Below are 13,242 nucleotides of genomic sequence, written 5' to 3'. Positions count from 1 at the left end.
CGATGACACCTGAAATGCGGCTAATCTGGATGCCGCGCCTGATTGGCGGACACCGAACGTTGCTCCATTCGCCTGCTCTCGCAATCGCCGACGTGTAGCGCGCCGACCCAAATCGCAAATGACTAGGTTGGCTCACAAATGTGTGGCACACAAAGCGGCGCTCCAGGCCGCTGGAGTATCAAAATCTGCGCCCGGTCCCGCCTGTATGCCCCCAGTTCTCACCCCCCATTCCCGAAATGTCGCGCTGGTCGTCGCTGCCGCGCTGTTCACCCAGATTCTCGATGGCGTGATTATCGTCACCGCCCTGCCCCAGATGGCGCGCGACTTCAATGTCGGCACGCTCGAGATGAGCATCGGCATAACCATCTATATGCTGGCTGTGGCCATCTGCATCCCCGCCGCTGCCTGGCTCGCCGATACTCTGGGCGCGCGCCGCACCTTCCTCTTGTCCATCGCCATCTTCACCATCACCTCGATTGCCTGCGCCCTGGCGCAGGATCTGAGCCAGTTCGTCGTGGCACGCGCCCTGCAGGGCGCCGGCGGCGCGGTACTGTTTCCGGTCGGCCGCATCATCGTGCTGAAGACAGCGCAGAAGTCCGAGATCGTCTCAGCCATCGGTCTGACCATCTGGCCTGCGCTGTTCGCGCCGGTGCTTGGCCCAGCCTTGGGCGGGTTCCTGACCGAATATGCGTCCTGGCACTGGAATTTCTGGATCAATGTACCGCTCGGCATTATCGCATTCGTGCTGGTGTTCCGGATTGTTCCAGCCGACCGCGAGTTCCAGCGGCGCCCCTTTGACCGCGTCGGCTTCGTGCTGACCGGCATCACCCTGGCGACGCTGCTATACGGCTTCGACGCACTGGTCCAAGGAACTTTGCCAGTGCTCTATGCCGTGATTTTGGCGGCTGTTGGCCTGGTGTTCGGCGCCGTCGCAATCGTCTGGCTGCTCCGGCGCGCCCATCCGCTGCTCGACTTGCGCACCCTCAAAATTCCAACCTTCGCGGCGACCGATGCCAAGGCCGGCGTCGTGGCGCGCATCGCCATCAATGCCACGCCGTTCCTGCTGCCCCTGATGTTCCAGGTTGCTTTCGGGCTCGATGCTCTACAGGCCGGCGGCCTGGTGGTCGCCTACTTCATCGGCAATCTCGCCATGAAGGCTATCACCACCCCCACCCTGCAGCGCTTCGGCTTTCGGTCCGTCCTCGTCGTCAATGGGAGCCTGGCCGGACTTTCGGTCATGGCCTGCGGGGTTTTGGGGCCCGCAACCCCCTACCCGATCACCATCGCCATCCTGCTCATCGCCGGTGCCACCCGCTCGATGCAGTTCACCGCCCTCGCCACGCTGGCCTTTGCCGATGTCGACGCCAGCCAGCGCAGTTCGGCCACGACCATCTCGAGCATGTCGCAACAGCTCTCCATGGTGTTCGGCGTTGCCGCCGCCGCCGGTTGCGTCAATCTTTCCCAGCTCTGGCGCGGCGCGGCGACGCCGGGCCTGCCTGATTTCCAGATCGCGCTGGGACTGATGGGCGTCGTGATGCTGCTGACCGCACTGACCTTTGTGAGGCTGCCTCGGGACGCGGGCGCAGAAGTCTCCGGGCACTCCGGCGGCCGCAAAGCGCACATTCCTGCCGCCGATGCCACCCCCGATACGATCGAGGAAATCTGACATCCCCGACGCGCCAAATTACGCGACCAACCCCCTGCTCTGTGGCGACAAATTGATGGGCGGAACAAAGCCGGGGGTCGAAGCGGGGACAGAAACGCCCTTGACCATTACCGTCCGGAGCAGCCGGGCGTCCTCGACGTAAGGGCCTATAGTTCAACGGTCAAAGCCGACCATCTTAATCTTCCTTGGCCATGGATTTCTTGAACTGCGGCAGATGCTTGGTCTGTGCGTTCAGCATCTTCTCGCGGTATTGCCCGTAGATGATGTCGGTATCGTGCAAGGTCACACCGGCGATGGTGGGTGAGGCAAAAACGGGCAACTCGATGTTACGATCGGCCAGCTTTTGAGCCGTCCGCGCCACCAGTTCGTGCATGTTGATCATGGCAAGAACCGTGGAAGCCCCGGCCACCGGACGGCTCCAGCCCTTGATATCGACGATGGCGTCCTCGATCGGCGCGCAGGTATCGATGACGATATCGGCCGCATCGGCGAGGCGCTTGCCCGACGAGTGCGTCGCCGGCTTGTCGAGGTTGGCCTTGGCGGTGATCGCAATAACCGTCAACCCGCGCTTCTTGGCATAAATCGCCGTATCGATGCCCGAGGAATTCCGCCCCGAATGGCCGAAGATGACGATGGTGTCGCCGGCATTGAGCGGCTGGTGGTCGAGGAATTTCTCGGCATAGTTCTCGGTGCGCTCGAGCCACAGCAGTTCGCGCACCCCGCCTGCGCCCAGGATATTGTGCCACATGACGCGCGGATCGGTCAGCGGATTGAAGCCGAGATAGGAGCCGTAGCGCGGATAGGTTTCCTGCACGGGCAACACTGAATGGCCCGAGCCATAGAGGTGGACGAGACCATCATTGGCCAGGCTTTCGGTCATGGCGTTGGAGGCCGCCTCGTAGGCCGCCTCATTGTCCGCGCCGGCCTGTTCGGCGAGCTTGACGAGTTTGCTGATATAGAGCGTGGACATGGATATGTGCCTTTCTGGACTAGACGAAAAGTGTGGAGCGGATTTCGTAGCGGTCCGCCCGCATGATGGAGAGGGCGAATTCGAAAGGGCCGGTGCGATCGAAGGTGATGCGTTCGACCTCGAAGGCAGGCGTGCCGGCGGGCAATTCGATCAGGTCGGCATCGCCCGCGGGCACGCTGCCGACGCGGTAGACTTCCTTGGCCTTGATCGGATCGATGCCGCAATTGTCCTTGAGCCAGCGATAAAGCGAACCGACGCTGGGGGCAGCCCCGTAGAGGCCCGGCACCCGCTCTGCTGCCAGATGCGTGGTCTGGATGCCGATCGGCATGCCATTGCCCAGCCAGAGCCGGCGCAACTGTACGATCGGTGCTTCGACACTGACCTCAAGCGCTTCGGCGATAACCTCGGTGGCCGGCAAGATCTGCGCCGCGATCAGCCGCGTGCCCGGCTCGAGCGCCAGCGTACGCATCTCGTCGGTGAAACTGGTCAGCCCGCGCACCCCCGCCACCATGGTGGCGGACCGCACGAACGTGCCCCGGCCATGCTCGCGGCGCAGCATCCCGGCCTCTTCCAGGTTGCGCAGCGCGTGCCGCAGGGTAATGCGGGAAATCCCCAGCATGTCGCCCAGCCGATCCTCGTTGGGAATCTGCGAGCCGGCCGCCCATTCCCCGCTCTTGATCAGTTCGCGCAGCGCCGTTTCAGCCTGGTGCCAAAGCGGTTCGGGTCGGCGGCGATCGGGCCGTTGCAGGCCTTGTGGTTCATCCATGTCCGCTCCTCCAGGCTGGCCCCATGGCCCCGGCAAACGCGGCCCCGATCAGGCCGGCGCCAGGCCCATGCCGGGCCGCTACCAGTTCAACCTGCCGCAAATGCGGTGGCAGATGCCGGACCAGCCCCGATTCGATCAGCGGCGCAAGCACGTCGAACCCATCGGCAACGCCGCCGGCAAAGATGACTGTCTTGGGCGCCAGAAGCGCCACCGCACCCGCGAGAGCCGTGCCGAGCATTTGCATCGAACGTTGAAGCGCCGTGCGCGCCGCGGCGTTGCCCACCCGAGCCTGCGCTATCAGCGCGGTGCCGTCGACGAGGTCCTGCTGGCGGGCCAGTGCGTCCAGCGCCCGGCCCGAACAATGCCGTTCCAGCCATCCACTGACATCCTCGCCCCCGTCGTCGACGTCCACCGAGGCCCAGCCAAACGAACAGGCCGCGCCCATGGTCCCGCTGATGATCGTGCCCCCGGCAAGAACCGCCGAGCCTATGCCGGTGCCGATCGCCAACAGGATCGCATCCGCGACGCCCGCAGCGGCCCCGGACTTCGCCTCCGCCAGCAGACTCAACTGCGCATCATTGCCCAGCCCGATCGGGATGGCGGGAAATGCGTCGGCCAGATCCAGGCCGTCAAGATAAGGCAGATTGGGCACCCAGCGGCAGACGCTGCCTTCGGCCAAACCCGGAACGCCCAGGCCCAAGGCCTTCGTGCCGTGCTCGGCGAGTTGCCCCCGGACCAGCGCGATGAAATCCTCCCGCGTTGTCGGCGCCGGCACATTCGCCACCGCCTGCACGGCGCCGGGATCAACGGACGTCGCGCGCCCGATGCGGCACCGCGTGCCGCCCAGATCAATAGCGAGGATCGCGCTCATCCCTTGACCCCGCTCGACACGATGGAGTCCACAAAGAACCGCTGCAAAAACACGAACAGTACCACCGGCGGCAACACCGCAAGCGTCGCGCCGGCCATGACCAGCCCGGTATTCATCGCCCCGCGATTATAGCTCAGCAACCGCGAGAGCGAGATGACGATGGGATATTGCTCGGTCTTGCCCTGCAACACCGTCAGCGGCCACAGATAGCTGTTCCAGTGATAGACAAAGGCAAACAGCGTCAGGGCCGCGATAGCCGGCATCACCGAAGGCGCCACCACCTTGAACAGGATGCGCATTTCGCTGGCGCCATCGACGCGGGCGGCATCGATCATGTCGTCGGGCACGCCCTTGATATATTGCCGCATCAGGAAGATGCCGAAGGCATTGGCCAGATTGGGCACGATGACGCCGAACAGGCTCGCATTGAGCCCGAGATAGCCGGTGATGCGGTAAAGCGGGATCAGCGTGACGATGGGCGGCAGGAACATCGCCGCGATCAGCACGGCAAACAGCGCATCGCGGCCCCTAAACGTGTATTTGGCGAAGGCATAGCCCGCCATCAGGCTGGTCAATAGAATGGCGGCGGTGGTGATCACCGCAATCACCGCCGAATTCAGAAACGATTGTCCCAGGCTCACCACATCGGCCACCTGCACATAGGCATCCAGGTTCGGCGTGGCCGGAAACCAGACCGGCGGTGTCTGCATGCTCTCCTGCGGCGTCTTGAGGCTGGACAGGACCATCCAGGCCATCGGGAAAGCCGCAACCACGGCAACGAAAATAATCAGTAAGGTCAGCAGGCCTTCCTGCGGCGATGCGAAAATCTTGGGGCGGTTGCTGCTCATGTCCGGTTCTCCCGGCTGCGCGCGACCGCGAACAAGGCAGTGATAGCCACGATCAGCGCCAGCATCAGCGTGACGGCCATCGCCGAGCCGAGCCCACCCTGCGCCCGCTCGATGCCGACGCGGCGAATGTGATAGGTCAGCACATTGGTCGAATTGACCGGCCCGCCCTGCGTGATCAGCGCCACCGGCTCGAACACCTGCACCGCGTTGATGACGCCGATCACCGCCGAGAACAGCAGCGTATTGCCGAGCAGCGGCAGCGTGATCGCGTGAAACTGCCGCCATGCCGAAGCGCCGTCGACGCGGGCAGCCTCATACAGCACCGGCGGAATCTGCGTCAGTCCAGCGACGGCGAGCACGGTGAAATAGCCCACCTGCTGCCAAACATTGAGCAGCACCAGCGAAACCAGCGCCGTCTTGGGTGACGACAACCAGGTCTGGGCGCCGATGCCGATCCAGCCCAGCATCTGGTTGATTGGCCCCTCGGTGGGTGAATAGAGCTTGGACCACACCAGCGCCACCGCGATCATCGGCACCATATAGGTCGAGAACAAGACCGTGCGCAGCACGATGCCGCCCGGCGCGATCTTCTGGTGGACCAACAGGCCCAGCGCCACCGAAAGCGGCACGATGATGAGCACCGACAGCACGGTATAGATGGCGGTATTCACCAGCGCTGCCTTGAAGTCGCGGCCGACCGAACCGGGCCCGAAAATGGCCAGGAAATTATCCACGCCAATGAAGCGCGCAGTCTCGAACCCGGTCTGGGTCGACCAGTCCTGGAAGGCCAGCCAGACGGTCAGCGCCATCGGCAGCAGGACGAACACGCCGATCAAGCCCGTCGCGGGCGCCAGCATGCCGATCGCCGATCTGTTTTGGGTGCGGAGCATAACTATCCGGGGCAAGGAGAGTTGGGCGGCCGTAGCCGCCCAGTACGTAGTGATGAGATGCCTATTTGGCGTTGCGTTCGAGAATTTCGGCCGCATCGGTCTGGGCATTGGTCTGCGCCTCGGCGGCAGTAACCTGCCCGAATTGCAGTGCCTCAAGCGTCTGCTGCAGCGATTCCGAGAACTCCTGACCACCCAGCACCACCGGGAACGGCTTGGCGTCCGGCAGCGGTCCCGTATATCCGGCAAGGAACGCATCCCCGCTGAGACGATCGCCAAATGCCGTCGCGTCCGAGGTGCGTGAGGGCAGGATACCCATCGACATCAGGATTTCGCCCATGGCCGAAGCGCCGTTCGGCCCGGATTCCGGCCCGTTCAGCCAATCGAGGAAGCTCCAGGCCGCAGCCTGTTCTTCGGCACTGGCTTGAGCATTGACCACGGTCATCCACGAATAGGAGATCGAATGCGCCTTGTCGCCCGATGGACCGACCGGGATTGGCGCGGTGGCGATATCGGCGAACGCGTCGCCCATGCCGGCTTTCAGCGCCGATTCCCACCAATTGGCCATGATGATCATGCCGGTCTTGCCCGAAACGAAATTGTCGAGGAACGGCCCGGTCGTATTGGCGTCGGCTGTCGCCATGGCTGGATCGGAGAAGCCCGAGGTGATGAGCTTTTCATAAAGCTCAAACGTCTCCTTGGCCTGCTTGCTGTCCAGCACCGGCTTGCCGTCGACGACGAGGTCGCCGCCATTGGACACCAGCAAAGACGCAAACGGATGCAGCACGCCGGCGGCCCACGAATTGATCAAGCCAAAACCCTGCTGACCTTTGGATTTGTCGGTCAGCTTTTCGGCGTCGGCGAGGAATTCTTCCCACGTCTTGGGTGGCTCGGTGATCCCGGCTGCCGCGAACAGGCGCTTATTATAGTTCAGCGCATAGACATCGATCTCATTGGGAATGCCGTAAAGCGAGCCGCCAGCCGTGGCCGCGCTGACGACACCGGCCGGCCAATTGGCCGTCACAGCCGTGGCCATCTCAGCCGGCACGGGCGCGACCAGCTTGTCCTTGGCCAGGTCCGGAAGCCAGGCGTCGTAAATGCCCGCAATGGTTGCCCCGCCTGCCCCACCGCCCGAGGTGCGCAGCGTGGTCAACAGATCGCCGAACGGTACGGCGCGGACGGTGATCGTGTCGTCCTTATGCGTCTCGCCATATTTGGCGATCGCGGCGTCCAGCATGGCCACCGTGTCGGGCGACCAATGGGTCAGAAACGAAATCTCGGCCGCCTGCGTCAACGCTGTGCCGGATACCAGGACAGTCGCCACGCCAGCTAGGCGGCGGATGGCCCTAACGTAATGCATGAATTTTCTCCCCGTCGCGTCCGGCCAGCCAAGCGCCAACCGATAGGTCATAGTGTTATGACGTTATAACGACATAATCAAAGGGATTCTTCTCCTTCCAGAGCAGCGTGGAAGTTCGCTATCTCTCGGCTACGGGATGACCGGCGCGAATGAATCCCCGCAGCGTTGCGGAATAGGCCTTCGGCCGCCCATTACCGGGGCGACTATTAGCGTGTCGAGGCTCATCCCGATGAAGGTTAAGGGTGTGAATTTCATGTGCGGATCGCGAGGTGCCGGGTGCCGATCGAGCGTCGTCGGCCGGTTTTATAAGCGAGCGAAGCTGGACCAGTGTAGGCCCAAAGCGTATTTAGTGGCATGATGTCTCATACCCTTATGGAGGTTATGAATGCGCATTCTCGCCATAACAACATTGCTGCTTTTCGGAATCTTAGCGACCTCCGCTCAAGCAGCGGTCCCCTTTTTGAACGCCACCTGCCCCGGTGGCATTGAAGTTCACGCCGATGCTGGCGGGCCCGTTTACGTCAATGGAAAAGAGGCAAGGCTCAAGACCTTTAACGCCAATTATTACGAGACCACCTATCAGCGCACGACGATTTCGATATCGGTTAATCCGGACGGATCGTCAGCTGTTTCCTATACCGCTCGCGGGGGCGCAAATGGTGTTTGCACTATGGGTGTCAGCAATGGAGATCCAGCCGCAGCGCCCTCTTCAGGGCTGACGGCGTCCCAAATGGTTGCCTATTGCAAGGGTGAGGCGTCCGGCCAGTACAACACCCGCCCGCGCAATGTTACCGCTAGCCAACCCATGCGCGGCACGAATGGCGGCTTCGTCGTGACGGGCAGCGTGAGCCTTGGCGCACAGGGCAATCCACCGTTCCAGTGCCTGTTCGACGGAAGTGGCAGCTTCCAATCCATTGATTGGCTATGACCAGCCATTGAAATCGCCGGATGCGGGCCCCAAGCGGGGCCCACATTGTTTCAAGCCTATGCACTATTGGTCTCCCTCCTTGGGAGAGAAATGAGCAATACGACTTTCGCAGGCGAAGGCACGACCAGGTGGACAGACCGGCTGAAGCTACGATGGCCCCCGGTCACGCCGTCAGCCAGCGGGTCAACAGGAAGCCGCCGGTTGCGGCGACGCCAGTGAGCACAGTGCCCCAGGCCAGATCAACCAGCGTCACTGCCAACGGCCAGTTCTTTAGGGTCGACAGATTGGTCAAGTCATAGGTGCCATAGGCCACGAGGCCGAGCACCAGACCGGCGAGCAACGCCGCGCCCCAACCGCTTCCCGATAGGGCGGGGATGACGGCGAGGAAGACGATACCGCCGACATAGACCAGATAGAACAGGCCTGCGATGGCGAGGTTCGGCTTATCCAGGAACAGGCCCGCGGCGCGCTCGCGATAAAAGCCGCCCATTGTGGACAGCCATACAAAATCGCAGGCGAAGAAAATCACGGCGGTGGCAGCGTAGGCGACAAGATATTTCAGCACAATGAACTCCGCCTACTTTCAAATTCCCAAAATGGGCTGCACAAGCCGCACGATCCAACTGCTAAAGCGCAGCGGTGCGTCGGTAACCGCAAGGCAGATGCAATCGGCCTCGGGCGTCGCGATGGGCTGATGGGTAAGGCTGGCATCGGCATCCTCGATATCGCCTCGCGCAAAAATCGTGTCGCCATCGCGGAAGCTGCCGGTCAGCACGAGGGTCAGCTCGCGCCCGCCATGGGTGTGCTCAGGGACGGGCTTGCCGGCGGGAATGCGCAACAGCCGCACCTGCGTGGCGCGATCGGCCGTCTTGATCCGCAATTGCGACGCGCCCTTGCCCAGTGCCTGCCAGCGGACGCCATTGAGGTCGCCCCCCACGTAGTCGCGCAGCGGCTGCGGCAGGGTTTGTGGGCTGGCTACCGGGTGTGATTTCTCCGGCTCAGATCCGGATGTCAGCCGAGCGCGTACGGCCTGCCAGGACCTGTCCTCGGATGGTGCCGCGTCGAGATCATCCAGCATCGCGCCGCCGACGGCATCGGCCACAGCTGCGCGTCGGCGACAGTCCGGGCACAGGGCCAGATGAGTGGCGACGGCGATGCTCCAGCCCTCGCTGAGGGCCCCAGCGGCATAGCTGACCAGCAGATCATCGTTGAGGTGATGGATAACGCTCATGAGGGTTCGCCCCCAATCAGCGTACGGAGTTTGTCGAAGGCGAGACGCATGCGCGATTTGACTGTCCCCAATGGCAGGTCGAGCGCGGCGGCGATAGCGCTTTGCGACTGGTCCTCGAAATATGACATTTTGAGCACCGTCGCCTGATCGGCGGGCAAGCTCAACAGCGCCCGCTGGACCCTCCCGGCGTCCTGGAATGCCGCCATTGCAACGTCAGCGGCCGGCGCCTCATCGGGCACAAAGGCGGGATCGTTGGGATCGAATTCAGGACGGCGTTCGCGCCGATAGGCATCAATGCGCAGATTGCGCGCGATCGAAAAGATCCAGGTCGATGCGGCGCCCTTGGACGCATCATAGAGTGCGGCCTTTTTCCACACCGCCACCATGGTCTCCTGCATCAGCTCTTCGGCCGAGGCGCTGCCGCCGCCGCGCGACATATAGGCCTTGATGCGGGGGGCGTAATAGCGGAACAGGGTTTCAAACGCATCGATATCCTGGCTGCGGCCAACGGCAAGCAGCAACTCCGTCATGCTCTTGTCGGCTTGGCCGTCCGGAAGTGCGGTCATGGGCACATTATGATCAGAACGCCTTGCTCTGGCTAGCCTCAGCCCTGCCGCTAGTACAACCCGAGCGGGTGGCAGAACAGCGATGTGCAGGTCCAGGGTCATGGTGCTGGTACGGCGCCGATGCCAGGCCGGATCAGTGACCTACAGATTTTTTCAAACCGGCGAAGTCCGTTTTGCGCTGCCGCCCGTATCTACCTGCACAACGTGTAGAAGGAACGGCGCGTGCTGCACCAGATGACATCGGGCGAATATCAGACAGGGCGCAACATTGCTGTCATAGGATCGGGCATTGCCGGGCTCTCGGCCGCTTGGCTGCTGAGCAAGCGCCACCGCGTCACGCTCTATGAAGCGGACGACCGGCTAGGGGGGCATGCCAATACCGTGATGGTCCCCGGCGGCGATGGCAGCATTGCCGTCGATACCGGCTTCATCGTCTATAACGAGCGGAACTACCCCAACCTGGTGGCGCTGTTCGAGCATCTCGGCGTGGCTCACCAGGCCTCCAACATGTCCTTCGCCGCGTCGCTTGATGAGGGCAAGCTGGAATATTCCAGCAACGGGCTCAACGGCCTGATCGGCCAGCGCGGCAATCTCGCCCGCGGCCGGTTCTGGCTGATGCTGCGCGATATCGTGCGCTTCTATCGCGACGCGCCGGGTCTGCTCGACCTGCCCGAACTCGATGCGGTCTGCCTCGGCGATTATCTGGACGCCAACGGCTATGCGCCGGCATTCATCGAGGATCACCTCTTGCCGATGGGGGCCGCGATCTGGTCGATCAGCGCCACCGAAATGCGGCGCTACCCCCTCAAGGCGTTCATCCGGTTTTTCGCCAGCCATAGCCTGCTCAACCTGATGAGCCGACCGAAGTGGCGAACCGTGACCGGGGGCAGCCAGCAGTATGTGCAGCGCTTGGTCGCTGCGTTCAAAGGGGAGATACGCCTGGGCTGCCCGGTCGAGAGGATTTCTCGGGCAAATGACACCGTCGATATCACCGACATGTTCGGCCGTACCGAGACCTTTAGCGATGTGGTGATTGCCAGCCATGCCGACCAGACGCTCAAGATGCTGGCCGATGCGGACTGGCAGGAGCGCGCGCTGCTTGGCGCCATGCGCTACACGAACAATACAGCTGTCTTGCACAGCGACCCCGCCCTGATGCCCAAGCGGCCTAGGGTATGGTCGAGCTGGAACTATATCGGGGAGAGTTGCGATAGTGGGGATCGACCGCTCTGCGTAACCTATTGGATGAACCGCCTGCAAAATCTCGATCCGGCCCATCCGCTGTTCGTCACGCTCAATCCAACCCGGGAAATCCGCGAGGACAAGATCATCCGCAGCTTCGCCTATACCCATCCGCTGTTCGATGCGGCGGCGCTCGCGGCCCAGCAGCAGCTCTGGCAATTGCAGGGACGGCGCAACACCTGGTTCTGCGGTAGCTATTTCGGCCACGGCTTCCACGAGGACGCGCTGCAATCGGGCCTGTCGGTTGCCGAAATGCTGGGTGGCGTGGACCGGCCATGGTCGGTCGAAGGCTGTTCTGATCGCATCACCTTGGCGCCCCCAATGCTGGAGGCGGCCGAATGAGCATGCAGTCGGCCATTTATGCGGGTCATGTGGTGCATTCCCGCCTGCGGCCGCGCCAGCACAAACTGCATTACCGTGTGTTCTGCCTGCTGCTTGATCTGGATGAACTGCCGGCTTTGGCACGACTGACAAGGCTGTTCGGCATTAACGCCCGCGGCGTCTTCAGCTTCTGGGAAAAGGACCACGGCGACGGCCGCGCCGGCGGCCTGCGGCATTGGGTCGAAGCGCAATTGGGTGCCGCAGGTATCGATATGGGCCGGCCGAAAATCCGTATGCTGTGCTACCCACGCATGTTCGGCTACGTGTTCAATCCGTTGACGGTGTACTTCTGCTCGGACGCGAGCGGGACCACGCGGGCCATTCTCTACGAGGTCTGCAACACGTTCGGCGAGCGACACACTTATGTCATCCGCGCTGGAGAACACGATGGAGCGGTGGAGCATTCCTGCGCCAAGCAACTCTACGTCTCCCCTTTCATGCCGATGGAGTGCGATTATCACTTCCACATCGAGCCGCCGGCCAAGCGCGTGGTCGTAAGCATCAACGAGACCGATGCCGAGGGGTTGTTGCTGCGGGCATCGTTTTCTGGCGACCGCCAGGAATTGAATGGCCGCGCCTTGTTCAGGGCGCTGATTTCCTACCCTCTGATGACCGTCAAGATCATCGGCGCAATCCATTGGGAGGCGCTAAGGCTCTGGCGCAAGGGCGTTCCGCTGCTCCGCCACAGCCCGGCAGCGACGCGCATCGCCACCACCGTTGTGCGCGAGCGCGAGGAGGCCTAGCGCAGCATCCTTTTGGTGATAGCCAACCGCAGTCCATGCGGCAGCAAGGCAAGCGTTTTCATAGCCATCGACATCTGCCAGGGAAAAACGATTTCAAACCGACCTGTCTTGAGGCCAGCGATGATCGCATCGCCGGCCTGTTCAACCGAAATCAGGAACGGCATCGGAAAGTCGTTCTTTTTGGTCAGCGGCGTGTCGACGAAGCCTGGATTGATCACCGACAGCCTCACGCCATAGCGTGCCAGATCGGGCTGCAGTGCTTCGCACAAATTGTTCAGCGCTGCCTTGCTGGCGCCGTAGGCACCGGCGGCCGGAAGGCCAACAAATCCGGATACCGAGGCGACCACCGCGATGTGTCCGCTCTGCCGCGCGATCATTGGTGGCATGATGGCGGCAAGGCAATTGACCGTGCCCATCAGATTGACGTCGATGGTCTTGGCGAAGCCATCCACATCGAAGTCTTTCGCCGACATCGGCACATAGGTGCCGGCGCTCAGGACCACCAAATCCAGCGGGCCAAGGGTGTCACGGATCTGCGTCGCCACTGCGTTAACGGCACCCCGGTCGCTTATATCGAGCGGGAAAGAGCGGATCGCATCGGGAAGCTCGCGCGCAAGGCTTTCCAGATCGGCGCTGGTTCGGGCACTAACCGCTACCTGCCAGCCATCCAATGCAAGGCGCCGGGCAACTTCCCGGCCGATGCCGGTTCCCGCGCCGGTGACCCAGGCCATTTTCCGCGATGCCATGCTGCGCTCCTGTTCCACTTAGATACGGGCTGGAGGG

Annotated in this window: 14 protein-coding genes; 4 read left to right on the top strand and 10 right to left on the bottom strand. The window is 62.5% G+C overall.

The window, feature by feature from the left end:
* Positions 1–205 precede the first annotated feature (205 nt).
* Positions 206–1,666 (top strand): MFS transporter, encoded by a 1,461-nt coding sequence (locus JWP26_RS11440; protein WP_299727358.1) that lies wholly within the window; start codon positions 206–208, stop codon positions 1,664–1,666.
* A gap of 175 nt (positions 1,667–1,841) precedes the next feature.
* Here the strand turns inward: JWP26_RS11440 and JWP26_RS11435 are convergent, their stop codons facing one another.
* From JWP26_RS11435 to JWP26_RS11410, 6 genes are all read right to left on the bottom strand, one after another.
* Positions 1,842–2,636, bottom strand: a complete 795-nt coding sequence (locus JWP26_RS11435; protein WP_299727356.1) for a sugar isomerase domain-containing protein — start codon at positions 2,634–2,636, stop codon at positions 1,842–1,844.
* Positions 2,637–2,655: 19 nt separating this feature from the next.
* Complete coding sequence (locus tag JWP26_RS11430; RefSeq protein ID WP_299727354.1) at positions 2,656–3,402, bottom strand: GntR family transcriptional regulator; 747 nt, start codon at positions 3,400–3,402, stop codon at positions 2,656–2,658.
* Positions 3,395–4,273, bottom strand: a complete 879-nt coding sequence (locus JWP26_RS11425) for an ROK family protein (RefSeq protein ID WP_299727352.1) — start codon at positions 4,271–4,273, stop codon at positions 3,395–3,397. The genes JWP26_RS11430 and JWP26_RS11425 overlap by 8 nt, the downstream gene beginning before the upstream one ends.
* Positions 4,270–5,121, bottom strand: a complete 852-nt coding sequence (locus JWP26_RS11420; RefSeq protein ID WP_299727350.1) for a carbohydrate ABC transporter permease — start codon at positions 5,119–5,121, stop codon at positions 4,270–4,272. Before JWP26_RS11420 ends, JWP26_RS11425 begins: the two co-directional genes overlap by 4 nt.
* The gene (locus tag JWP26_RS11415) at positions 5,118–6,011 is read right to left on the bottom strand and encodes a carbohydrate ABC transporter permease (RefSeq protein ID WP_299727348.1); all 894 of its coding nucleotides are present in this window, start codon (positions 6,009–6,011) and stop codon (positions 5,118–5,120) included. The genes JWP26_RS11420 and JWP26_RS11415 overlap by 4 nt, the downstream gene beginning before the upstream one ends.
* Before the next feature lie 61 nt (positions 6,012–6,072).
* Positions 6,073–7,368, bottom strand: coding sequence for an extracellular solute-binding protein (locus tag JWP26_RS11410; RefSeq protein ID WP_299727346.1), 1,296 nt, complete (start codon positions 7,366–7,368; stop codon positions 6,073–6,075).
* A 385-nt stretch (positions 7,369–7,753) separates the two neighbouring features.
* On the opposite strand from JWP26_RS11410, the gene JWP26_RS11405 reads away from it, so the two are divergent.
* Positions 7,754–8,296, top strand: a complete 543-nt coding sequence (locus JWP26_RS11405) for a hypothetical protein (protein WP_299727344.1) — start codon at positions 7,754–7,756, stop codon at positions 8,294–8,296.
* A gap of 163 nt (positions 8,297–8,459) precedes the next feature.
* On the opposite strand, the gene JWP26_RS11400 is transcribed toward JWP26_RS11405, so the two are convergent.
* Genes JWP26_RS11400 through JWP26_RS11390 form a run of 3 tightly spaced genes read right to left on the bottom strand, consistent with a single transcriptional unit; the run spans position 8,460 to position 10,093 of the window.
* Positions 8,460–8,861: a DUF2177 family protein gene (locus JWP26_RS11400; RefSeq protein ID WP_367184117.1), complete on the bottom strand. Its 402-nt coding sequence runs from the start codon at positions 8,859–8,861 to the stop codon at positions 8,460–8,462.
* Positions 8,862–8,879: 18 nt separating this feature from the next.
* The gene (locus JWP26_RS11395; protein WP_299727342.1) at positions 8,880–9,527 is read right to left on the bottom strand and encodes a ChrR family anti-sigma-E factor; all 648 of its coding nucleotides are present in this window, start codon (positions 9,525–9,527) and stop codon (positions 8,880–8,882) included.
* Positions 9,524–10,093, bottom strand: coding sequence for a sigma-70 family RNA polymerase sigma factor (locus JWP26_RS11390; protein WP_299727340.1), 570 nt, complete (start codon positions 10,091–10,093; stop codon positions 9,524–9,526). The genes JWP26_RS11395 and JWP26_RS11390 overlap by 4 nt, the downstream gene beginning before the upstream one ends.
* Positions 10,094–10,327: 234 nt before the next feature.
* Here JWP26_RS11390 and JWP26_RS11385 point away from each other — a divergent pair, with 234 nt between their 5' ends.
* Complete coding sequence (locus JWP26_RS11385) at positions 10,328–11,677, top strand: NAD(P)/FAD-dependent oxidoreductase (protein ID WP_299727396.1); 1,350 nt, start codon at positions 10,328–10,330, stop codon at positions 11,675–11,677.
* The gene (locus tag JWP26_RS11380; protein WP_299727338.1) at positions 11,674–12,459 is read left to right on the top strand and encodes a DUF1365 domain-containing protein; all 786 of its coding nucleotides are present in this window, start codon (positions 11,674–11,676) and stop codon (positions 12,457–12,459) included. Before JWP26_RS11385 ends, JWP26_RS11380 begins: the two co-directional genes overlap by 4 nt.
* Here the strand turns inward: JWP26_RS11380 and JWP26_RS11375 are convergent.
* A complete protein-coding gene (locus tag JWP26_RS11375; protein WP_299727336.1) occupies positions 12,456–13,205 on the bottom strand; it encodes an SDR family oxidoreductase in 750 nt (249 codons plus the stop codon). The genes JWP26_RS11380 and JWP26_RS11375 overlap by 4 nt on opposite strands.
* Positions 13,206–13,242: the final 37 nt, after the last annotated feature.

This window comes from Devosia sp. (assembly GCF_028290435.1).
GTDB lineage: Bacteria > Pseudomonadota > Alphaproteobacteria > Rhizobiales > Devosiaceae > Devosia.
The sequence above is the reverse complement of the archived record's forward strand: the minus strand, read 5'-3'. Positions and strand labels throughout refer to the sequence as shown.

Excerpts from the sequence above, each read along its gene's own strand:
- JWP26_RS11405 (WP_299727344.1), top strand. The coding sequence starts at position 7,754 with ATGCGCATTCTCGCCATAACAACATTGCTGCTTTTCGGAATCTTAGCG.
- JWP26_RS11435 (WP_299727356.1), bottom strand. The coding sequence starts at position 2,636 with ATGTCCACGCTCTATATCAGCAAACTCGTCAAGCTCGCCGAACAGGCC.
- JWP26_RS11415 (WP_299727348.1), bottom strand. The coding sequence starts at position 6,011 with ATGCTCCGCACCCAAAACAGATCGGCGATCGGCATGCTGGCGCCCGCG.
- JWP26_RS11425 (WP_299727352.1), bottom strand. The coding sequence starts at position 4,273 with ATGAGCGCGATCCTCGCTATTGATCTGGGCGGCACGCGGTGCCGCATC.
- JWP26_RS11430 (WP_299727354.1), bottom strand. The coding sequence starts at position 3,402 with ATGGATGAACCACAAGGCCTGCAACGGCCCGATCGCCGCCGACCCGAA.
- JWP26_RS11375 (WP_299727336.1), bottom strand. The coding sequence starts at position 13,205 with ATGGCATCGCGGAAAATGGCCTGGGTCACCGGCGCGGGAACCGGCATC.
- JWP26_RS11390 (WP_299727340.1), bottom strand. The coding sequence starts at position 10,093 with ATGACCGCACTTCCGGACGGCCAAGCCGACAAGAGCATGACGGAGTTG.
- JWP26_RS11410 (WP_299727346.1), bottom strand. The coding sequence starts at position 7,368 with ATGCATTACGTTAGGGCCATCCGCCGCCTAGCTGGCGTGGCGACTGTC.
- JWP26_RS11420 (WP_299727350.1), bottom strand. The coding sequence starts at position 5,121 with ATGAGCAGCAACCGCCCCAAGATTTTCGCATCGCCGCAGGAAGGCCTG.
- JWP26_RS11440 (WP_299727358.1), top strand. The coding sequence starts at position 206 with ATGCCCCCAGTTCTCACCCCCCATTCCCGAAATGTCGCGCTGGTCGTC.
- JWP26_RS11380 (WP_299727338.1), top strand. The coding sequence starts at position 11,674 with ATGAGCATGCAGTCGGCCATTTATGCGGGTCATGTGGTGCATTCCCGC.
- JWP26_RS11395 (WP_299727342.1), bottom strand. The coding sequence starts at position 9,527 with ATGAGCGTTATCCATCACCTCAACGATGATCTGCTGGTCAGCTATGCC.
- JWP26_RS11385 (WP_299727396.1), top strand. The coding sequence starts at position 10,328 with ATGACATCGGGCGAATATCAGACAGGGCGCAACATTGCTGTCATAGGA.